General features: G+C 37.9%; 24 protein-coding genes. 14 read left to right on the forward strand and 10 right to left on the reverse strand.

What is annotated here, in order from left to right; translation table 11 throughout:
- The first annotated feature begins 253 nt into the window (after positions 1-253).
- Complete coding sequence (locus ACQKEZ_RS15445; protein ID WP_427302258.1) at positions 254-772, forward strand: type 1 glutamine amidotransferase domain-containing protein; 519 nt, start codon at positions 254-256, stop codon at positions 770-772.
- Positions 773-817: 45 nt separating this feature from the next.
- On the opposite strand, the gene ACQKEZ_RS15450 is transcribed toward ACQKEZ_RS15445, so the two are convergent.
- Together ACQKEZ_RS15450 and ACQKEZ_RS15455 are read right to left on the reverse strand one after the other, a co-directional pair.
- On the reverse strand, positions 818-1,033 hold the full coding sequence (locus ACQKEZ_RS15450; RefSeq protein ID WP_427302260.1) for a DUF1128 domain-containing protein: 216 nt from the start codon (positions 1,031-1,033) through the stop codon (positions 818-820).
- A 69-nt stretch (positions 1,034-1,102) separates the two neighbouring features.
- Positions 1,103-2,458, reverse strand: coding sequence for an alanine/glycine:cation symporter family protein (locus ACQKEZ_RS15455; protein WP_427302262.1), 1,356 nt, complete (start codon positions 2,456-2,458; stop codon positions 1,103-1,105).
- Positions 2,459-2,631: 173 nt separating this feature from the next.
- Here ACQKEZ_RS15455 and ACQKEZ_RS15460 point away from each other — a divergent pair, with 173 nt between their 5' ends.
- From ACQKEZ_RS15460 to ACQKEZ_RS15470, 3 genes are read left to right on the forward strand one after another with little or no spacing between them, the layout of a single operon-like run.
- A complete protein-coding gene (locus ACQKEZ_RS15460; RefSeq protein ID WP_427302264.1) occupies positions 2,632-3,102 on the forward strand; it encodes a low molecular weight protein-tyrosine-phosphatase in 471 nt (156 codons plus the stop codon).
- Positions 3,103-3,122: 20 nt separating this feature from the next.
- Entirely contained in the window at positions 3,123-3,473 is a 351-nt protein-coding gene (locus tag ACQKEZ_RS15465) for a hypothetical protein (protein ID WP_427302266.1), read from the forward strand.
- Positions 3,474-4,292 carry a YihY/virulence factor BrkB family protein gene (locus ACQKEZ_RS15470; protein WP_427302267.1) on the forward strand — a complete coding sequence of 273 codons (819 nt, stop codon included), beginning with the start codon at positions 3,474-3,476 and terminating at the stop codon, positions 4,290-4,292.
- Positions 4,293-4,532: 240 nt separating this feature from the next.
- Here the strand turns inward: ACQKEZ_RS15470 and ACQKEZ_RS15475 are convergent, their stop codons facing one another.
- The gene (locus tag ACQKEZ_RS15475; RefSeq protein WP_427302269.1) at positions 4,533-5,696 is read right to left on the reverse strand and encodes an MFS transporter; all 1,164 of its coding nucleotides are present in this window, start codon (positions 5,694-5,696) and stop codon (positions 4,533-4,535) included.
- A 75-nt stretch (positions 5,697-5,771) separates the two neighbouring features.
- Here ACQKEZ_RS15475 and ACQKEZ_RS15480 point away from each other — a divergent pair, with 75 nt between their 5' ends.
- The 3 genes from ACQKEZ_RS15480 (at position 5,772) to ACQKEZ_RS15490 (ending at position 8,130) form a co-directional block, all read left to right on the forward strand.
- Entirely contained in the window at positions 5,772-6,149 is a 378-nt protein-coding gene (locus ACQKEZ_RS15480) for an OsmC family protein (RefSeq protein ID WP_427302271.1), read from the forward strand.
- A gap of 66 nt (positions 6,150-6,215) precedes the next feature.
- The gene (cax, locus tag ACQKEZ_RS15485) at positions 6,216-7,280 is read left to right on the forward strand and encodes a calcium/proton exchanger (protein WP_427302272.1); all 1,065 of its coding nucleotides are present in this window, start codon (positions 6,216-6,218) and stop codon (positions 7,278-7,280) included.
- 67 nt (positions 7,281-7,347) lie between these two features.
- The gene (locus tag ACQKEZ_RS15490; RefSeq protein ID WP_427302426.1) at positions 7,348-8,130 is read left to right on the forward strand and encodes a YfkD family protein; all 783 of its coding nucleotides are present in this window, start codon (positions 7,348-7,350) and stop codon (positions 8,128-8,130) included.
- A gap of 38 nt (positions 8,131-8,168) precedes the next feature.
- On the opposite strand, the gene ACQKEZ_RS15495 is transcribed toward ACQKEZ_RS15490, so the two are convergent.
- From ACQKEZ_RS15495 to yfkAB, 5 genes are all read right to left on the reverse strand, one after another.
- A complete protein-coding gene (locus ACQKEZ_RS15495; protein ID WP_427302274.1) occupies positions 8,169-8,357 on the reverse strand; it encodes a hypothetical protein in 189 nt (62 codons plus the stop codon).
- A gap of 132 nt (positions 8,358-8,489) precedes the next feature.
- A complete protein-coding gene (locus ACQKEZ_RS15500; protein ID WP_427302276.1) occupies positions 8,490-8,792 on the reverse strand; it encodes a protease inhibitor I42 family protein in 303 nt (100 codons plus the stop codon).
- A 128-nt stretch (positions 8,793-8,920) separates the two neighbouring features.
- Complete coding sequence (locus ACQKEZ_RS15505; protein WP_427302278.1) at positions 8,921-9,640, reverse strand: YebC/PmpR family DNA-binding transcriptional regulator; 720 nt, start codon at positions 9,638-9,640, stop codon at positions 8,921-8,923.
- Between the two features lie 155 nt (positions 9,641-9,795).
- Positions 9,796-10,632 (reverse strand): mechanosensitive ion channel family protein, encoded by an 837-nt coding sequence (locus ACQKEZ_RS15510; protein ID WP_427302280.1) that lies wholly within the window; start codon positions 10,630-10,632, stop codon positions 9,796-9,798.
- Between the two features lie 7 nt (positions 10,633-10,639).
- Positions 10,640-11,761, reverse strand: coding sequence for a radical SAM/CxCxxxxC motif protein YfkAB (gene yfkAB / locus ACQKEZ_RS15515; RefSeq protein ID WP_427302282.1), 1,122 nt, complete (start codon positions 11,759-11,761; stop codon positions 10,640-10,642).
- A gap of 145 nt (positions 11,762-11,906) precedes the next feature.
- Here yfkAB and ACQKEZ_RS15520 point away from each other — a divergent pair, with 145 nt between their 5' ends.
- Positions 11,907-12,098, forward strand: coding sequence for an SE1561 family protein (locus tag ACQKEZ_RS15520; RefSeq protein WP_427302284.1), 192 nt, complete (start codon positions 11,907-11,909; stop codon positions 12,096-12,098).
- 110 nt (positions 12,099-12,208) lie between these two features.
- Positions 12,209-13,000 carry a delta-lactam-biosynthetic de-N-acetylase gene (pdaA, locus tag ACQKEZ_RS15525; RefSeq protein WP_427302286.1) on the forward strand — a complete coding sequence of 264 codons (792 nt, stop codon included), beginning with the start codon at positions 12,209-12,211 and terminating at the stop codon, positions 12,998-13,000.
- Between the two features lie 30 nt (positions 13,001-13,030).
- On the opposite strand, the gene corA is transcribed toward pdaA, so the two are convergent.
- Positions 13,031-13,990 (reverse strand): magnesium/cobalt transporter CorA, encoded by a 960-nt coding sequence (gene corA, locus ACQKEZ_RS15530; protein ID WP_427302288.1) that lies wholly within the window; start codon positions 13,988-13,990, stop codon positions 13,031-13,033.
- A 138-nt stretch (positions 13,991-14,128) separates the two neighbouring features.
- A complete protein-coding gene (locus ACQKEZ_RS15535) occupies positions 14,129-14,635 on the reverse strand; it encodes a stress protein (RefSeq protein ID WP_427302290.1) in 507 nt (168 codons plus the stop codon).
- 452 nt (positions 14,636-15,087) lie between these two features.
- Here ACQKEZ_RS15535 and ACQKEZ_RS15540 point away from each other — a divergent pair, with 452 nt between their 5' ends.
- The 5 genes from ACQKEZ_RS15540 to ACQKEZ_RS15560 all read left to right on the forward strand — a co-directional run bounded on the left by ACQKEZ_RS15540 (position 15,088) and on the right by ACQKEZ_RS15560 (position 21,427).
- Positions 15,088-15,966, forward strand: coding sequence for a DNA-3-methyladenine glycosylase family protein (locus ACQKEZ_RS15540; protein ID WP_427302292.1), 879 nt, complete (start codon positions 15,088-15,090; stop codon positions 15,964-15,966).
- Positions 15,967-16,065: 99 nt separating this feature from the next.
- Positions 16,066-17,448, forward strand: coding sequence for a 23S rRNA (uracil(1939)-C(5))-methyltransferase RlmD (rlmD, locus tag ACQKEZ_RS15545; RefSeq protein WP_427302294.1), 1,383 nt, complete (start codon positions 16,066-16,068; stop codon positions 17,446-17,448).
- A 955-nt stretch (positions 17,449-18,403) separates the two neighbouring features.
- Complete coding sequence (locus tag ACQKEZ_RS15550; RefSeq protein ID WP_427302295.1) at positions 18,404-20,170, forward strand: hypothetical protein; 1,767 nt, start codon at positions 18,404-18,406, stop codon at positions 20,168-20,170.
- The gene (locus ACQKEZ_RS15555; RefSeq protein ID WP_427302297.1) at positions 20,154-20,747 is read left to right on the forward strand and encodes an NAD(P)H-dependent oxidoreductase; all 594 of its coding nucleotides are present in this window, start codon (positions 20,154-20,156) and stop codon (positions 20,745-20,747) included. The genes ACQKEZ_RS15550 and ACQKEZ_RS15555 overlap by 17 nt, the downstream gene beginning before the upstream one ends.
- Positions 20,747-21,427, forward strand: a complete 681-nt coding sequence (locus tag ACQKEZ_RS15560; protein ID WP_427302299.1) for a class I SAM-dependent methyltransferase — start codon at positions 20,747-20,749, stop codon at positions 21,425-21,427. The genes ACQKEZ_RS15555 and ACQKEZ_RS15560 overlap by 1 nt, the downstream gene beginning before the upstream one ends.
- Positions 21,428-21,429: the final 2 nt, after the last annotated feature.

Here is a 21,429-nt window from a genome sequence, read left to right on the forward strand (position 1 = left end):
TCTCCGCCTTTCCTATTTTTTTGATCACAATACCTATTGTAGAAGTGTTTCATTAACTTTTGTAGCTATTTGTTGCAGATTATTGTAAAGATTGCATAAATGATACAAAATACCTTAATATTCTGAAAGAATGAGTCTATATGCTTATTTTATGAAAAAGGAGAATTTTTTGGATATACGTCACCATGTTTGATTCATTTTACAGGGGGTATATTGTGTAATGTGAACAAAATTGATGCAGGAGGGTTTTTACATGGGCAAGAAAATTGCAGTTGTATTAACAGATTATTTTGAGGATGTTGAATTTACCGAACCTGTGAAAGCTTTTAAAGATGCAGGGCATGAAGTGACAGTCATCGAAAACGAAAAGGGAAAAACGGTTAAAGGTAAACAAGGAGAAGCAGAGGTGCGAGTCGATGCCTCTATTGATGATGTAAAACCAGAAGATTTTGATGCACTTCTGATTCCAGGCGGGTTTTCACCGGATATTCTTCGTGCAGATGATCGCTATGTTCAATTTGCAAAAGCCTTTATGGACGAGAAAAAACCAGTCTTTGCGATCTGCCATGGTCCACAGCTTCTCATTACAGCCAAAACATTAGAGGGAAGAGGAACTACAGGCTACACATCCATTAAAGTTGATTTGGAGAACGCTGGTGCGAAATTCCAAGACAAAGAGGTTGTTGTCTGCCAAAATCAGCTTGTAACTAGCCGTACACCTGAAGATATTCCAGCCTTTAACCACGAGTCGTTAAAGCTGTTAGCATCATAAATAAAAGAGCGAAGGTGTGCTTCAATTGCACATCCTTCGCTCTTTTTATTTTCTTAAATTTTTCAATTCACTTGCAATGGCTTGCATTTCACTTGGGCTAAACGAAGATTTTTTCATCACCATTTGGTGAAGGAATTCAATATCTTCGTATTTGTCCGGACTGAAGTCTTCAGCTTTAATAACTCCGATGTTTAACATATTTAACTTTTGCGAAATTTCTTCAATAAGCTGATTGACTTCAGCCGCTTTTTGTTCTGACAAGGGCGGCACGTCCTTTCCTGCATGTGTCGAATAATATTCTAACAGAAATGGGGCAGAAGAAAAGGGCTTTTAAGAGGAGACGCTAATGTTTTTTTCTTTTTTCTCTTGTTTGATTTTTTCGATGATCCGTTTGGATTCAAAAACGACAACGCCAGAAAGACCGATAAGCCCAATTAAGTTTGGTATTGCCATGAGTCCATTCAGCATATCAGCTACACCCCAAACAAAATCGTTTTTAAAGATTGCACCGAAAAAGACAGCGGCTACAAATACAAGGCGATAATACACCACATATGAATCCTTTACTAAATATGTAAAGCACTTCTCGCCATAATAAGACCATCCAATAATGGTTGAATAGGCAAATAATAAAAGACCAATCGCCACAACGATTGAACCGGTAGGACCAAGGAAATGGGCAAACGACATAGAGGTCAGTGCATCACTTTTTTCTGTTTGATACATATTTGCCATAACGACCGTGATACCAGTAATTGAACAGACAATCAATGTATCAATAAATACTTGTGTCATGGAAACAAGGGCTTGGCGTGCGGGCATATCTGTTTTTGCTGCCGCCGCTGCGATTGGAGCAGATCCAAGACCTGCTTCGTTTGAAAATACACCACGTGCCACACCCCAACGAATGACTGTACCAATTGCACCACCTGCAACAGCTTGACCTGTAAAGGCATCAGAAAAAATAAGTCCCACTGCACTCGGGACAAGATCAGCATTCATCATCAGAATGATTAATCCACAAATGACGTAAAATAAAGCCATCACTGGGACAAAAATGGCGGTGACACGTCCAATGCTTTTAATGCCTCCAAGAATCACAAGGGCTGTAAAAGCAGTAATAATGATTCCAGTAAGCCAAGTTGGAATTTGAAAAGTCGAATTCATGACTCCTGAAATAGAGTTAGACTGTACAAGGTTGCCGATACCAAAGGCAGCAAAAGCACCAAAAATAGCGAATAACACCCCAAGCCATTTTTGCTTTAAACCATGCTCAAGGTAATACATCGGTCCACCTGACATTTCACCTTTTTCATTTTTTACACGATATTTAACGGCAAGCACTGCTTCCGCATATTTGGTCGCCATTCCGAAAAAGGCAGCAAACCACATCCAGAATACGGCGCCAGGACCACCAGCAATAACGGCAGATGCAACGCCTACGATATTACCGGTACCCACTGTAGCAGCAAGGGCAGTCATTAATGCTTGAAAGTGAGAGATATCTCCTTCTGAGGTCTTGTCTTGTTTTGAGAACGCAAGCTTTAGAGAATAAGGGAGCAATCTAATTTGAATGAAGAGAATTCTAAAGGTGAGGTAAATACCAGTTCCGACGATAAGGACTAAAAGAGGAGGTCCCCATAAAAAATCATTCATTCTGTTAACAAACTGTTCAATGAATCCCATATAATATCCCCCTTTGTTTGTGCATATCTCCTAAAGTGTCGCTCTTTTTTGTATAATTTGTCAATGACGCTGGGAGTTTTTTTGCAAAGTTTAAAAAAGAAATGGGGATTGGTATGATAAAGAAAAGGTTTCCTTTGTAAGAACTCAGGGAAAAGGTAGGAGGAGAATGAAGGATGATTCGTGTATTATTTGTTTGCTTAGGAAACATTTGCCGATCACCAATGGCAGAGGCGATGTTCCGCAAGCTCGTTTCCGAGGAGGGGCTATCTGAGCATTTTGACATCGATTCAGCGGGAATTGGCGGATGGCATAAAGGGAATCCACCACATGAAGGTACAAGACAATTGTTAGATCAAAAAAGAATTAGCTATGAAGGAATAACGGCAAGACAGGTGGTCGATGAGGACATGACAACGTATGATTATATCATTGCGATGGATGCAGAAAATGTCGGTGCACTTCGTAGTCAAGCAGGTTATGGGAAGCACCATTTCATAGGACGTCTGCTGGATTTTGTTGATGACGAAGACAGAGATGATGTACCAGACCCGTATTACACAGGAAACTTCGAGGAAGTACATGATTTAATTGAAAAAGGATTAACGCAATTTCTCACATATGTGAAAAAAGAACAAAACCTATAGCTGAAAGGAGATCAGATGAGATGGAAGAGAAGAATCAGATTGTGCTTCGAGGGGCGATGATCGGTGCCGCTTGCGGAATGCTACTGACATTGTTTCATCAGCCAACAAGAGCGGCTTTAAGGAAAAAATGGAACACTTGTCAGCAAACAATAGAGCAATATCGTCATGAGCCTGGCAGCTTAACTAACTGTGTGAAAGAAAAGATGGAAGAGACGAAGCAACTGGCACGCTCTGTCTCAGATGATTTGTCATTTTTAAACGAGCAATTGAACCAGCTAAAAGAAACAACACCAAAAGTGCTTGAAATTATCGAAGAAACGAAAGATCATTTTCGTTCAAAACAAAAGGATTCATCATTGGAGCTGAAATGAATGGGATTTGTTAAAGCGTTAATAGAACGCTTTCTACTTCACGAAGGACCGGCAAAATCAGCGGAACTTGCCTATTTCTTTTTGCTTTCCTTGTTCCCCTTTTTAATCTTTGTGCTCACCCTTGTCGGGTATTTGCCACTGACATCAACAGATGTTCTAAGTGTCATTTCTGGATATGCTCCAGAAAGCGCCTTATCAATGATTGAATCGATTGCAGAGGAGACGCTTAATAGCCGAAACGGTGGTCTTCTGTCATTCGGGATTATTGCAGCACTTTGGTCTGCGTCAAATGGGATCAATGCTGTGGTCAGGGCATTTAATCATGCATATGAAGTGGAAGAAAATCGTTCCTTCATTCTCGTTCGTCTCACGTCTATTATCTTAACGATTGCCATGGTACTCACGATCATCTTCGCATTAATGCTTCCTGTCTTTGGGAAGGAGCTAGGCTTGTTTATAGCCAAGCTGATTGGTCAGTCTGATGCCTTTTTGACAACATGGTCTACTTTAAGGTGGATTATTAGTCCATTCATTTTAATGATCGTGTTTACAGCACTTTATTATTTCGCCCCAAATATTCGGCTCAAATTGAAATTTGTCCTGCCAGGTGCCATCTTTGCATCAATTGGCTGGATTCTCGTCAGTATGCTGTTCTCATTTTACGTAGGGGAATTTGCAAACTACAGTGCGATGTACGGCAGTATTGGGGGAATCATCATATTGATGATTTGGTTTTATTTAACCGGTATTATGATTATCCTTGGCGGAGAACTAAATGCGCTTTTACATAAACGTAAAAACGTACCAGGGAACATTTAATCTTCTAATGGGCATTCTAAATGTGAACGTCAAAAGTTCATTTGAAGATTGGGGGAAAAACGAATGGCTAAACAATCGAAAAAAGACGGTAACCATACGAAACAAAGCAAAGGTCATAAGCCAAAACAAAAAACAAGCAGCGGTGCCAACGGCCAAAATGGGTATCACTAAATCAATTAACCCTGCAACAACGCGGATCAGCAGTTGTTGCAGGGTTTTTTTATGAAGGAAACTTTTGGATCATTGACTTATTTTAACGTGAGCTGAAGCTTTACCAAACCGTACGCAACAAAAGACGAATAAAATCACCAAGCTGACCAAGTAGAGCAAGTTCGCTTTTTCAAAGGTTTGAACAAAGAACCCGCCGAGTACTGGACCTAGAATGCTCCCAGCGCTAAATGCCATACCGCACATAAGGTTGCCAGCTGGTAGTAGCTCTATTGGCAGTAAATCCGTCATGTAGCTAATACCAAGTGAGAAAGTAGAACCGACTGCCATGCCAGCAATAAAGAAACAAATGGCAACAGCCAGAACGGATTGAATCAAGAGTCCTGCGATTAAAAATAAAAGTGCCCCAATGAGCGTGACATATAAGATGATGCGTCGTCTGCCAAACTTATCACTTAACATGCCAAGAGGAAGCTGAAAGACAATACTGCCAATTGCAAACGCAGGAAGAATAAGAGCAACGGCATCCACACTTACTCCGCTTCGCAAGGCGTAGACAGGGAAGTTACTATTTAAGGTTGTTTCTAAAAAACCGTAGCAAAAGGGCATCATAAATGCCACCCAGCCATATTGGAATGCCTTTTTAAACCGCTGTAGGCTGTTGAAATGATCTGTTTGTACTTCACCAGTGTCTGGATATGTATTTTTTAACAAAAAGGCAAGAACCCAAATACATAAACTGACAGCACCTGTGACAATAAACGGTAGAGATGGACTAATCTTAATCAGTGGCGTTAAAAACGGTCCTGCCGCAAACCCAAGACTAAAGGATATACCATATAAAGAAATGTTGCGCCCTCGATTCCGTGAAGTAGACGCATAAGTCACCCAAGTTTGTGTGGAAAAATGAAGCATATGATCACCAACACCAATGAGCAGTCGTAAGAAGAACCAGACAAGGTATGATTCAAAAAAGACAAAACCAAATAAACCGCTAAATACAGCAATGCCTCCAATGACAATGAGCGGTTTAAAACCGAACCTTCGTAAAGGAGCCTCCATAAAAGGAGAGGCGATAAGAACCCCAAGATACAAGCCAGTTGCATGCAAGCCATTTAAAGTTGGAGAGGTACCTGCATGCTCGAAAATAATGGAAATGACAGGTAAAAGGGCCCCCTGTGAAAAACCTGAAACGGATACGAGTAAAATTAAAATCATAAAATGAATACGTGACATAAGTAGCTCCTTACAAGTTCATACTTTCATCGTACAATGTTCATAACAGGGTTTCAATAGAAAGGTGGATGAACGATGGAGTTTCAATTTGAGAATGGGCGTTTCTTTGCGGATGCCTCATTTGGAAAGCTTGTCATTTCTTCAAAAGACGAATGGGGATTTAGACCCTATGAGCTGTTTGTGTCTGCGATTGCAGGCTGTAGCGGAGAAATGCTCATTCATTTATTACGGAAAAAACGCATGTCATTTGATGAGCTGACGATTCAACCGAATGTGACGAGAGAGGGGATAGCACAAAAGATCAAAAGCATTCACCTGCATTTTGTGATTCAAAATATTGACGTAACTGCTGACAAGTTAGAAAAAATAGTGAACCTAGCAATGAAACATTGCTCAATGGCACAAACAGTGAAGGGAAGTTTAGAGCTGACGGCATCATTTCAAACGATCTGAGTGTATACTCAAACAACGCTCGTCAAAGAATAACAGTCAGAATCTATGTTAAAGGAGATTGACTGAATGAACCGTTTATTTCTTTTGATTGTAATAGTGGGTGTACCATTATCCGTCATTGGTAGCATGATGCATTTTTCTCAGGCTGTTTTGTTTGCAATATACTGTGTGACGATCATTGGTTTAGCAAGTTTTATGGGAAGGGCAACTGAGAGCTTGGCGATTATTACAGGTCCTAGAATCGGTGGACTACTTAACGCAACATTCGGTAACGCAGTTGAACTGATCATTTCTTTTTTTGCTCTAAAGCAGGGGTTAACCGGCATTGTGCTTGCTTCTCTAACTGGTTCTGTCATTGGCAACCTGTTGCTTGTCGCAGGCTTATCATTTTTTATCGGTGGTTTAAAATATAAACGTCAAGAATTCAGTGTTTATGATGCCCGCCATAATTCGGGGCTACTGATGTTTGCGATCATTGTAGCATTTGTAATTCCAGAAGTATTTTCGGTTGAAATGGTTGAGGAGAAACAATTTGTTCTAAGTATTGGGATTAGTATTGTGATGATTCTTTTGTACGTAGCCGCATTATATTTCAAGCTTGTCAGCCATCGAGGGGTGTATGTGACAAAGTCAGAGCACTCAGAAGAGGGGATAGAAACAGAAGAAGTGCCAGAATGGTCTGGTTTCTTTTCAACGGGTGTTCTACTACTGTCAACCATTGCTGTTGCTTATATTTCTGAACACCTCGTGCATACGTTTGACACCGTTGCAGAGCAATTTGGCTGGAGTGAGCTGTTTATTGGGGTGATTATCGTCGCCATTGTCGGAAATGCGGCTGAGCATGCGTCTGCTGTGATCATGGCGTATAAAAACAAAATGGACGTAGCAGTTGAAATCGCCTTTGGCTCAACATTACAGGTTGCCATGATGGTTGCACCTATTTTAGTCATCAGCTCTCTTTTTTTCGAGAAGCAGATGCCTCTCATTTTCTCATTACCTGAACTCATTGCGATGTCATCGTCTGTTCTCCTCACCGTCATTATCTCAAATGATGGTGACACGAACTGGTTTGAAGGAGCGACCTTACTCGCTGCTTATTTCATCATTGCGATTGGATTTTTCCTTCTGTAATCTTTTTTGGATAATGGACGTATTTAGGGAAAATACTAAGGGAAAATGAATGAGAAAGAGTGATGATATGAAAAAGACGCCTCGCATCATGTTATTTGTTCTTCTATCCTTAAGTCTTCTATGCAGTCTGCCAGCACAAGCGGCAAAGCCATTTAAAGTTCCATCATCTGTTGCTAGTATTTCAAAAGAGAACACCTATCCGAATGCTTCACAGGATCAGCCTCTTCTTCAGCCAAGCGATCTAACTACAGAGTTGTTTAAAACAACAAATGTACCTATCGAAAATACGCATTTGATTAAGATGCTAAATGAATCGAGTATTTCAGGATCACCGCTTGCAGTCGGCTATCGGGCCACCATTTTTCTTGGAAGATGGGCACTGAGTTATGAATCAAATGAAACGGTTGCCAATTGGGAGTACAAAAAGGTCAATACAAATCATATAGATAACCGTGGCGGCAACAAAACAGCCCTTGCAAAATATGTGCAAAAGCAGCAGGTCAAAATAAGCGGGGGACTAACGGCGAAAGTACCAAGTCCGGAAGATGTGAAAAACTTAATGATGCAAAAAGCCATTCAAAAAACAAAATTGCCTTTAGCCTTTGATACAGTGATTGGTACTGGTACAAAAAGAGAACAAACGTATCACGTCCCAGCGAGAAAGGCGGCAGCTCTAAATGCCTATGCACCTGCCATTAATGAAAAAGGGAAGGTGACGTATGGCGAGGTTTACCTTGTCTTAAAGGGAAATAAACGCAAGCTCGTTGTCAAAAATGTGACGTCACAAGGCATTGGCGCTTGGATTCCTGTACAGGATCACCTTACTTTTGGGTTTCAGGGAATGAATTAAATCAAATGAAACCTCTTTAACGGTTAAAGAGGTTTTTTTCATTTTACCATTTTGATTTCGTATCGATAAAAGGAGAAGGCATTCAATACAATCCAGCCTAACAACGCCACAAGGAACAAGTAGGAGAAGCCAGAGTGCTGACCATCAAGTGTTATATATGCTAGAGTGACAAAGGGTATGAGCATAAAACCGAAGTAATCGAACCACCAACATTTGAATTTTTCCATAGGAACACTCCTAAAAAATGACCATAATATTCTATATTTTTCCTTATTATATTCATTAAAAGAAAAAACTGCAATGATATTCATCACAGTTTTGAAAACTCATTTAAGACGATTGTCATATTAAACCTCTGATCAATCCACATGAATTCTAAAATGAAGTTGTTTTTGGCCAGGTGATCCAGTAAGCGCTTGATCTTTAATCAAAAGCTCATTTTCCCCAGTTTTTTTAGCCATAAAACGAAATAGTTTTAAGCCAGGGGCACCAACTACATCTGCTCCTTTAATAGAATCCTCCAATGTTATTTCTAATAAAGGTGATGGGTCAATCCTCCAGCGATACCCTATAGAATCATTATCTTCTAAAGCTAAAAAAAATACTTCTCCAACTCCTAACTGTAGAAGTTTTCCTGAGTCATGTTCAGTTAAAATGTACATCTTTTTATCCCTCTATTCAGTATTTTAATCATCATTAGGTTACCGTATTTTCGTGATCCTATTTGATGAATAAAATGGAACATGGGGAAATGAAAAAACAGACCTCGTGCCAAGGTCTGTTTTTTCATTTATTCACCTAAATCGACATTATGATACACTTGCTGAACATCTTCAAGTTCCTCTAACACATCAATCAATTTCTCAAATTGTGCTTTGGACTCATCATCTAATGTGACTTCGTTTTGGGCAAGCATGGTGATTTCAGCGACGGTAAATTCTTCAACGCTGGCTTGCTTAAACGCTTCTTGGACAATGTGGAATTGATCAGGTTCTGCGTAAACAATCACTGTGTCATCCTCTTGGACGATATCCCGTACATCAATATCTGCTTCCATTAAAAGCTCAAGGGTTTCCTCTTCATTTTTTCCTTCGACACCGATGACAGCCGTTTGGTCAAACATATAAGCAACAGAGCCGCTTACGCCCATGTTTCCGCCGTTTTTCCCAAATGCCGCCCGAACTTCTGATGCAGTACGATTCACATTGTTTGTTAGTGCATCAACGATGATCATTGATCCATTAGGACCAAACCCTTCATATCGCAGTTCATCGAAGTTTTCCTCTGAACCACCCTTTGCCTTTTCAATTGCTCGGTCTATGATATGTTTTGGGACACTATATGTTTTTGCACGCTCTAGAACGAAGCGAAGTGCTTGGTTTGATTCTGGATTTGGCTCACCTTGTTTGGCTGCCACATAGATTTCACGTCCGAATTTGGCGTAAATACGACTTGTGTTGGCATCCTTTGATGCTTTCTTTTCTTTAATGTTGTTCCATTTACGACCCATCTTTTTCACTCTCTTTCACTTAATAAAATACACAGTATGAGAGGGTCCCCATGCTGTTTAAAATGAATCCTGCTCTTTATTATACATGAATCATGCAAGTGGATAGAAGTAAGAGTACTGAAAAAAATGGAATGACCCCTTCACAAAAGATAAAATTATTTTGCAGGCTGAGGATAGGCAAAATCTTCTAACAGTTTTACCTGATGCTTGTGAAGCTGTTTGATCATTTCTTTACGGACGGCAAGAGCGGCTTCGAAGTAGCTTTCATCCTCAACCATTCCTTTGACGGTCAGTTCAATGCCGCGGTTCACCTTATTTAAGCCCATAATCCCATGAACTTGAAAGGGTTCAATGGCTTCTAGGAACTCGTCCTTTTTTAACATTGAATGATAATGTAAGTTCAGCTCACGGCATGCTTCTTCAAGTGCTTGAAAGGCAATGTCAGGATCTTGATTTGCACTAATCAAAACGGATTCCGTAATTCGCATAAATTGGATATTGTAGTTTTGAATTTGTCGAATGTCTCCATTTGAAATCGTTAAAAGCTTACCACTCCACTCTCTAATTTGAAGAGAACGAAGCCCAATTTCTTCAATCGTGCCATTAAACAAATTATTAACGGTGACATAATCACCTTTGTGAATTTGTCGTTCATAAATGAGAAAGATACCTGCTAAAATATCGCGTATGAGCGTCTGGGCACCGAAGCCAATCACAATACCTGCTACGCCTGCTCCAGCAAGTACTTTCCCAAAGTCATGAAAGAAGAGCGAAATCACATAAAACACAAAACAAATAGAAGCTGTATATTTTGTAATGGATCTGACCAAACTCACAATGGTTTTCTCTTTCTTTTCTTCAATAAAGTCAGTTCGTTTAAAGAAGAGCTGAAGTGCTTTATTGATGATGAAAACAGCCGCCCATAGAATCAATCCAACGATAAGAATTTCAATGTATTTGTTCTTAATAACAGTCAGAAATGTATCTTCCATCTAATGGTTACCCCCTGGCAGTGCGTGAAGTAAAGTCAACATCTTGATAATAGCTGTTTTTGACAAGAACATTTGGTCCGAGGCACTGAACATTTGGGCAATAACAATTCAGCTCTGTTGCGAGCTTTGAATTCATCCAACGTTGATACGCATCTTGTAGCGTATCTGTTTCAATATTACCAAGCGATGGTGTATCACCAAAGTCAGTAACGATAATATTCCCATCAAAAATATTCACATTCAGACGAGAACGACCATCTGGATCATTTCTGACTGTCACATTTTTTGCTTCGCGCAATCTTTGTAGCAATCGCTGATCTTCTTCATTTGTGTTACATGAATAAAATGGTAATGTCCCGAATAACATCCATGTATCTTGGTCACGAATATCTAATAGGTGATGGATGGCATCACGCATTTGTGAGAGACTTAATGACTCTAGCGCACTTGCGAAGTCACTAGGATACATCGGGTGTACTTCATGTCTTTGGCATTTCATCTCTTCAACAATTTGGCGATGAATATGCTCAATGTATGGAAGTGTTCGCTTATTCAGCATCGTTTCTGCTGATACCGTCACACCTGCTTTGACAAGCGCTTGGCTATTAGCGATCATTCGATCAAATAACTTAGTGCGTTGTTCGAAGGTAGGTTTCCTATCCATCATTGCAAAACCAACCTTAGCAAATTCTTCAGCCGTTCCCCAGTTATGCGAAATGTGCAATACATCTAAGTAAGGGATGATCTCTTCATATCTTGCCAAATCTAATGTCAAATTAGAATTGATTTGTGTGCGCACACCACGTTCATGTGCATATTTTAATAAAGGAACCACATACTCTCGAACAGATTTTAGTGAAAGCATCGGTTCTCCGCCTGTAATACTAAGTGAACGGAGCAAAGGAACTTCATCAAGGCGGCGAAGAATTAAATCGAGCGGAAGTGCACTAGGGTCCTTCGGCTGCAAGGTATAGCCGACCGCACAATGCTCACATCGCATGTTACAAAGAGTTGTTGTTGTAAATTCAATATTTGTCAGCTTCATTTCTCCATATTCCTGCACATCGAGATAGGCTTCCCAAGGGTCATATGCAGTTGTAATTGGACGAAGTGCTATTTTTTGACTCATGACTATCTATCTCCTTTTCATTCGGGCAAACTAAGACCCGCCAACAGTTAATTTTAAGCCTCATTTCATTTGTACGCAAGTATTCGACGCGATTTGAAACCGAAAAGAATGTAAGTTACGATAGTGAAGGAAAGGAGTTGTCTCCATGGGAAAGGCAGCGAATAGCAAAGAAAAGCAAGTTGATTACTTAAAGAACCGATTAGATATGTTTATGAACGTGATTGATTCATTAGATCCTGAATCGACAGTCGTAGAGGATATAGACAGATTGATTCAAATGATTGATGACTTAGAAGCGAAATATGAACGCTTTAAAAATGATTGGAAAGATCAGTAGCCCGAGCCCGCACATGAGTTGCGGGCTTTTTCTTTAAATTGGCAGGAGATCTGTCGTATGAGTCTTGCGATAATACTGCACAATATAAGAAAAAGCGGGAAGTGAAGAACATGAGGAAACTCTTTTTAATGTGCATTTGTGCTGTGATGATGTTGCTACAAGGTCAGGTTGCATTGGCTGTTTCAAACAAACCAATTCATTGGGGTTTTGCAAAAAGTAAACATCACGAGCCAGCAGACGCTGGAAAAGAACTAAAGGCACTATTGAAAAAATATGATGCTTTTTATTTAGGAGATACAAAACAGAAAGTCATTTATTTCACCTTTGATAATGGCTATGAAAATGGCTATACACCAAAGATTCTAGATGTTTTAAAAAAACACAAGGTTCCTGGTACATTTTTTGTCACGGGTCATTTCGTGAAGGATCAACCTCAGTTAATTAAACGAATGGCAAATGATGGGCACATTATTGGAAACCACTCGTATCATCATCCGGATTTAACGAAAAAGAATACAGAAGAAATGAAAGAGGAACTAACGAGTGTGAATGAAGCGGTCTACAAGATCACGGGAAAACAAGATAACTTATATTTGAGGCCTCCACGTGGTGTGTTTAGTGAAAGAGTGCTGAATGAAACAAAAAAGCTAGGGTATCAAACCGTTTTTTGGTCTGTCGCGTTTGTTGATTGGCATATTCATCATCAAAAGGGAAAGAAATATGCCTATGATCAAATGATGAAACAAGCGCATCCTGGCGCTATTTATTTGCTTCATACGGTCTCACGTGACAATGCTGAAGCGTTAGATGATGCCATTACTTCTTTAAAAGAAAAAGGCTACTCGTTTAAAAGCTTAGATGATCTCCTGATCGAAAAAGTATGGGATCTCCCTCAATTGTAGAAGAAAAAGCTTGCAGTGATGCAAGCTTTTTTACTTGAAAATTTTAAACCAGCCTTTATGCTTAAACCAAAGAAGCATCCCAAATACGATGAATCCCATCAAAATAAGAACCGCAAAGTAACCATACTTCCAATGAAGTTCAGGCATGTTATCGAAGTTCATCCCATACACACCAACGATAAAGGTAAGCGGAATAAAGATGGTCGAGACGATGGTGAGTGTCATCATAATCGCATTCATCCGATTGGAGTTAAGTGTTTGATAGCTATCTCTAAGGTCTGATGTCATCTCTCGGTTTGACTCAACAATTTCAGTTAGTTTTAGCAGGTGATCATAAATGTCGTTGAAATAGGCCCGCTGATGCGTGTCATTTCTTATCACTTCTATATTCACAATGCGATAGAGCAAATCCCTCATTGGAATAACGGTTCGCCTGAGCTTCAATAGGTCTGAACGAATATTAAACACTTCATTCATTAACGTTCCATAAGTTTTGTGTCCTTCTTCATCTTCGATTTCATTCAATCGGTCTTCAATTTGATAAATAATCGGAAAATAGTCATCAACAAGCTGATCAATCAATACGTAGGCAATATGCTGTGGTCCATTTTTGCGAGCCGTTTCAGATGTCTTTAATTTTCGCATCACCCGATCTATATATGGTGCTTCTTTTAAATGAAATGTGACAATATAATTTTCACCAACAAAAAGATCGACTTCTTCTGAGCCTAATGTTTTTTGATTGAGCGCATGAAGAACAAAAAATAAATAACCCTCGTAAAAATCCAATTTTGGTCGTTGTAAATAATGGAAACAGTCTTCAATCGCAAGTGGATGGAACTGAAAATATTCTTTCAGCATGGCTGCTTCTTTTTCAGTTGGCGCGTCAAAATCAATCCAATACCATGCAATGTCGGGGCTTGAAATCTGTTGCATAGTAGCATGTTCTATCAAGTCACCGTCTTTTGTTACTGCCATTTTTTTCAGCATGAGCACCCCTCCAGACTTGCATTATATCATGAAGCAGAATGAAGCAACTTATACGTTTGATCAGAGAAAAACAAAAAAGCCGACCCCATGAATGAGGCCGGTCGATGTGCGTGTATGATTGATGATAAATAAGATGGATTAAGGGCGACGGAAGTTAACGAAACCGCCGTTACGGTCGAACCAACCTCTGAATGCCCAGTTGATGTAGCCGCCATCACCTTTGTTTGTGAAAGATCCGCTTTCAAATACCCAAACGCCGTAAGTGATGTTTCCATACTTAATTGTAGCAAAAGTTTTTACACCGTTAAAACGAGTTTCATACCCCTGACTCAAGTTAAATACCATTACATTGTACTTAGCACCTGAAGCATAAAATGCAGTTTCCATTAAGCCTTTTACAAAGCCTTCACGGTTTGTGTTTGCATTAGCAGCATTGATCAGTGCATTTGCAATACCAAGGACGTCAAAGTTAATATTGACATTAGTTGCGTTAGTAGTTCCTTTTCCTTCAGCAGCTTTGTTTAGAACAGTTTGTTGCAAAGTAGTTGATACTGGAGCTGTTTTTTGCTCAGCAGCATCAGCGAAGACAGGTAAAGTAGAAGAAACAGCAGTGGCAAGGGCAATAGAAAGAATTGTTTTTTTCATTGGTCGGATCTCCTTTGTTTTAAAAAATTTTAGGGTCTTCATTTTGTAAAACGTGATACTAGGTGAAACCGGTAAATCAATGAGGTAAATATGTTCCTACAATATGATACAAATGATTGCCTATTCCGCTAATTCCTTTTTTCACCTCCTTGATATGTCATAATTATACAAAAATTTCATAGAGTTTTGATATCACCCGTAATATCTATTTCTAATTTAAGGAGAATCTAACTAAAATCACAGAAGAAGTGTCGATTCTTGGTGTTAATTGACTAAAAACAATCGGTGAATGAAAGGAAAAAGAGGTGAGAACAGGAAGATTTAACTGATAAATTCTTGTACTCTTTATATAAGACGTTATTCAATTTAGAGAATAATTCGTCTAGAGTGAATAACCATATGGGGTGAAAATAGTCTATATATGCCTTCACATGAGAAAGGGAGAGGAAAAAATGTGGGAGAAAAAATGCACCATCGAGCCACCGTACAATTTTGATCGGGTACTTGAACGGTTATCAAATGATCCACTGAAAGCAGTTGATATGCAAAAGCGAGAAATAAAAGTGCCAATAAGGCTTGCAGATGGTGCCAATATCGCATCTGTTCAAGCGATCGGTACAACAGAATCGCCTTGTTTACTGATTAAAGGAGAGGGACCGCAAACATTAATGGTCGCACAAATAGAACGGATTTTTGGATTGAATCATGACCTTCGTTCAGTGACGGTGCATTTTTCAAAGACAAAGCTTGCTTCCATCTTCGAAGCTCATATCGGAACACCGCTCATGCTAGACTTCAACCTGTACCATTGTTTGATGAAATGTATCATTCATCAGCAATTAAACCTTTCCTTTGCCTATGAGCTGACACGAAGATTTGTACAAACCTACGGAGAGCAAAAGGACGGCGTCTGGTTTGATCCGCTACCAGAGACTATTGCTGAGCTCCACCCAGAGGATTTACGCCAGCTTCAGTTCAGTCAAAGGAAAGCCGAATACGTCATTGATCTATCTAAGGTGATTGTAAATGGCGAACTGCGTTTGGATGAATTTGAGCACATGTCAGATGAAGAAATCACACAGCGCTTACTTCCTTTTAGAGGTATTGGACCTTGGACGGTACAAAATGTACTCTTAAACGGACTAGGCAGACCCAACCTTTTTCCTGCTGCAGATATTGGTATCCAAAATGCGATCAAACAACATTTACAATTAGAAGCTAAGCCGACAAAAGATGACATGGCAGAGATGAGCAAGGAATGGGAGCCCTATTTAAGCTATGCTTCTCTTTATTTGTGGAGAAGTATTGAATCAAAAATAGAGCACATATAAAAAGGTATTTTTTCTCTTATAAAAAGACATGGTATACTAAAGAGATGGAATCAAATCATTACACCCATTAGGGGTTTAAATAGAACGGAGAGAACCGAAGTGAATGAGCAACAAGGTGCATTATTAAAGAACGGTCAACAGTTCCCACTAACGATTAAACGTCTTGGCATAAATGGTGAAGGTGTCGGGTATTTTAAAAAGCAGGTTGTTTTTGTCCCAGGAGCACTTCCAGGTGAGGAAGTTGTCGTAGAAGCAACAAAAGTACAACCGAAATATGCTGAAGGAATGGTGAGAAAGGTGAGGAAACGCTCGGAACATCGGGTGAAACCACCTTGTCCTGTGTATGAACAATGTGGAGGATGCCAGCTCCAACATTTAGCATATGAACAACAATTAAAAGAAAAAAGAGATATTGTCATTCAATCACTTGAACGTCACACGAAACTCAATATCGAAAAATTGGATATTAGATCAACAATTGGTATGGACAACCCTTGGCATTACCGGAATAAAAGTCAATTTCAAGTTGGTCGTTCCCAAAGTGGCGATATCATTGCAGGGCTATACGGAATGGATTCTCATAAACTTGTACCGATTAAAGAATGCATTGTCCAGCATCCGAAAACAAACAAAACGACAGGAGTTATTCGGAAGATTCTGGAGAAATTCGGTGTCTCAGTCTACAATGAACGCACGAGAAAAGGCGACATCCGTACGATTGTAACGAGAGTCGGCTTTGAAACAGGAGAAGTACAGGTCGTCCTTGTAACAGCCAAACATGACTTTCCACAAAAGAAAGAAATAGCTCAAGCCATTAAACAACGTCTGCCAGAAGTGACGTCGATTATGCACAATGTGAATGGCGAAAAAACGTCTGTCATCTTTGGACATAAAACATCGAATCTTGCCGGAAACATGGTCATACAGGAATTTCTCGGAGATATTTCCTTTGAATTAAGTGCACGTGCTTTCTTTCAATTGAACCCAAGACAAACATTAAAGCTTTATAATGAAGCGAAAAATGCAGCAAAACTGACAGGGAAAGAAAAAATTGTCGACGCATACTGTGGTGTTGGAACGATCGGCATGTGGCTCTCAGATGGAGCGAAAGAAGTCAGGGGAATGGACGTGATCAAAGAATCCATTGATGATGCCAAGAAAAATGCCAAAAAGCACGGTATGAAAAACGCCACATATGTGACAGGTACAGCAGAACATTGGTTGCCAAAATGGGTGAATGAAGGCTTCCGCCCAGACGTGATCGTCGTCGATCCGCCACGTACAGGCTGTGAACAAACTTTCTTAGACACAGTGAAAAAAGTCAAACCAAAACGATTCGTCTATGTGTCTTGCAACCCATCAACATTAGCAAAAGACCTGCAATACATCTCAAATGAATACCGAATTGACTACATTCAGCCAGTCGACATGTTTCCGCATACCGCGCATGTGGAGTGTGTTGTGTCGATGACGTTGAAATAATCTAATTAAAATAAACTCTTCCCAGTAAAAATAAATGAATCATTTCCTAAACAGATCTGGATTTCGGTAAAATAAACAATTCCGATTTCTGGGTCTTTTTTGTGCTAATTTCACGACTCTCTTCTTTTGATTTTCTCTTTCTTCTTTTTTTCGAAAATCTTTTAAGATTGCTAATTAAATATGGACTTGTTGTTAAAGGTAACAAGCTAATCAGACACGTTTGATACTGGCACTGAGGTGCTTGTGCTACTTGTAATAGTTATTATGTATAAGAATTATTTAATAGAATTGTGGAGGAGATTGCAGGAAAATAATAGTAGTCAGAATTCTCGGGAATGACTTCACCCTTGTACAGATATCCATGCTTGAAGTTTTTCAGAGATATGTACTATCGAAATCAGAATCGGGTTGATTCAATGCTAATGATATAGATATTCAGAATCCCAAGAAGAGAAAAGTTAATACCTAATTTGAGTACTATTCGTAAGGAGGAGATAATGAATTAGTATAGTAGGAGAATTTTTTACTGTATCTGAGAAAAAAATGTTAGAAAGAATCTCAATCCTATACTTCAAAATACCAACAACATAGTTTACTCCAAAAATATAGCTATTAGAATACAGCACATTTAGATTGATAATAAAGTCAAAAATATATGCATTTTGATATTGATATATTACCAATTATGCATTTTATTTGAATAAATTTCATTAAATGGGTTGAAAAAAATATTTGGAAATGTTTAAATAATTAATGTATTAAGAAAATTCACTGAAGGAGGTGAATAACATGAATGAAGAACTACTTAAACAGTTGGATCAACTAGGTTTTGATAACTCTCAGGCAACTGAAGAAGAAATTGAAGCTGCACTTGTAGTAGTTGAATGGTGAAAATAGGAAAAAGAGTACAAGGATTATGACCTTGTACTTCTTTTTATTGAAAGGATTGAAAAAATTGAGAGAGAATAGTTTCTATTGGAATCCTGCAAATCTAGATTTAAAAAACTCTAATATTATAAATGTAAATTTAGATAATAATTATTATAATTCTTATGAATCCTTAGAAATATTGTTGGACAGACTCAATGAAAATTATAAAAAAAAATATCTTTCTGAGATTCGAAACATAAATTCTATAAAACAAAGCCTAAATGAATACATATCGAGTATGGATGTTACAAGTGATTCTGTTTTATACAGTGTAATAAGGAGAATAAGTAGAGAATCAAATGCAAGTATGAATATATTAAATGATTTGTGTATGGCGAACTTAGATCTAATTTATAAGGTAATAGAAGACACAAAGAGTAAATTTGCAATTATCGTAAATAATGCTGAATTGCTAGACAGAGGTAGTTTAAGATTCTTTACTCAGTTAATAAAAATTTCGACGAAAAAAGAGTTTGTTTTAATATGGAACTTTAAACAAAATGTCTTAAACGATAGTACTGTGGAAAGTTCTAATATAGAAGACATTTTTATTAATGGGAGATTTGACATCTTTAAAAGAGTTGCAAATAATGCGAATCCAGCTATAACCATGTCTGCGGATATTCCAGCATATGGAGAAAAAATTAACTGGGGTGATTTTCCTTTCGGATCCTCACTAATAGACGAATCTGCTAAAGCACTTATTACGCAGAACTATGATAGGGCATTACTTATCTGTAAGAAACAACTCGATTCAGAAAAGAAATCGGATACCTTTAAAATTATAGGGCTTGTATGCTCTAATATCGGCTATTACAAAATAGCATATAAATACTTTTTGATGGCACTTTCATGTTGTGAAGAAGCAGAAGAAAAGACACATTTAAACTACTTATGCGGGTTAATTGCTACAAAGAGATTATACGATTTTAAATTAGCTAGGAAACATTATAATACTGCTTTAGATATTATTAAGACTTGTGAGACAAGCCAAGGTAAATTAGAAAAAGCATGGGTATACAACGGGCTAAGCTTTCTGGATGTTCTGGAAAATTCAACTGGATACAAGCTTCATAAATTTACAGATATCTTACAAAGAGAAATTGAAGCAATGGATTTAATAAAGTCTTCTAAAGGTTACGGCCCAGTGTATCTAAGATTCAATTTAATTTCTAATATTACATTTTTACTTGAAATAAATAAAAAATATGAAGAGGCATTTACTCTATGGTCAAACAAAATGGGAGAGTTCTTCTCAAACCGTCAATCTGATTTAAAGGTAGCTTACAATTATAGGCTTGCGATGTTAGCTTACAAATGCAACAAAGTTGATTTCTCAATTTCAATCCTAGAAACTATTTCTAATCTTTTGAAACCCAAAAACAATTTCTATACCTTGGAAAAGATATATTACTCTTTGGGTTACATTAATCTTGGCTTAGAACGTTACGAAGAGGCAAAACAATATTTCCAATTGGGTATAGATGCTTGTTTAACTGTTAAAGAAAAAATTGGTGCCTACAAGCATTTTGTTGGATTTAATAAAGCTATTAATAGAAAAGTGAATCAAAATGGTCATATAGAAGAATTAGAAGAATATTACGATAAAATATTCGAAAATTCGGAGGGGAACTTTAAACAATATACAATAAGTAGTAACCTTGAGGCACCTAAGACTAAACTATCTTCTTATAATCCAATTATTGATTTAGAGGATACACCTAAGGTTGATTTAAATAAATATCTCATCTCAATTACAAAAAGGAGCATAGATAATGTCCAATCAAGCTAAAAAAGCTATTCTTATATGCGGAAGTTACAAGCCATCAAAAGAAAAAAAAACAGCCTCAGCTACTCGAAGCTACCTGAATTTATTAGCTAGCGCAATTGAAAAAGAATCTAAAGACAGTTGTATCATTTATGATATTCGAGAATCTAACTTACCTTTTTATGATGGTAGAATGCCACATGAATATAATAATGAATATTTAGATAAGTTATATTTGGATATTAATGAGAATGATCTAATCGTTATTGCTTTACCTTCTTATTGGAGCACTATTTCAGGTGGAATAATTAATTTAATAAACCTACTTACGGGCCCCTTATATGATAAAGAAGATGAATATACAATTTTTAAGGAAAAAATAATTATCCCTATCATTGTAGGAGCACAATATAGAGATGCAGAAGAAGCTTCTAAACAAGTAGAATTAATTTTCTCGAGTTTATCAGTTAAAGAAATTACGCAACCGATCAAAATCGGGAATGTTAGGGAAATGGAGGGGTCTGAAAAGATAGAAATAAGCAAAAAAATTTACAGAATTGGAAAGATTATCGGAAATAATATGGGAAGGGCCTCTCTTTAATGATGAAAAACCTAAACGATAAAAAAATTAGTTTGATAATAGAGTGGGCTAATCGTCAGAAAGTATTAGAAAAAGAACTTAATTATAATAATGATTTGTTTTGGAGATATAAGGAAATGTTTTCTGGAAATATTTCTCTTCCTTCAACAACTATATCTCCTGTTATGGAAAGGTTATTATTCACAATATCCTCTGAAATCAATATTCAGAATATTGTGGTGTTGGGCAGTTATTATGGTTACGCTCAATTGTTTTTGGCATTAGGTTTAGTGGGAAAAAAAGAAAATACAATAGTAGGCTATGATTTAAATAAAGAAGCATGTAAGCAAGCAGAATTAAATATGAGAACTTTAAGTAATGACGTAAAAGGTAATATTTACTGCATGAATGCTTTTGAAGCGCATGCTAATCATGACAAAAATTCAATTGACTTACTATTCTTGGATGTTGAAATAAATAATAGTAAGAGTGATTACTATAAATTATTAGATCTATGGTTGCCAAAACTTAAAGATAATTCTTTAGTGCTTGCACACGATAGCGTAGTTGAGAAATACAAATCAGACTTTAATATCTATAAATATTACCTAAATAAATGTGCAGATATTAAGAAATCTATTGATTTTCCTATCGATAACTGCGGCTTATTAGTTAGCCGGGTAAACAAAGAAAGTGGGTGAAT

Source organism: Bacillus sp. NPDC077027, from assembly GCF_050269555.1.
In the GTDB taxonomy this organism is placed as follows: Bacteria; Bacillota; Bacilli; order Bacillales; family Bacillaceae; genus Bacillus.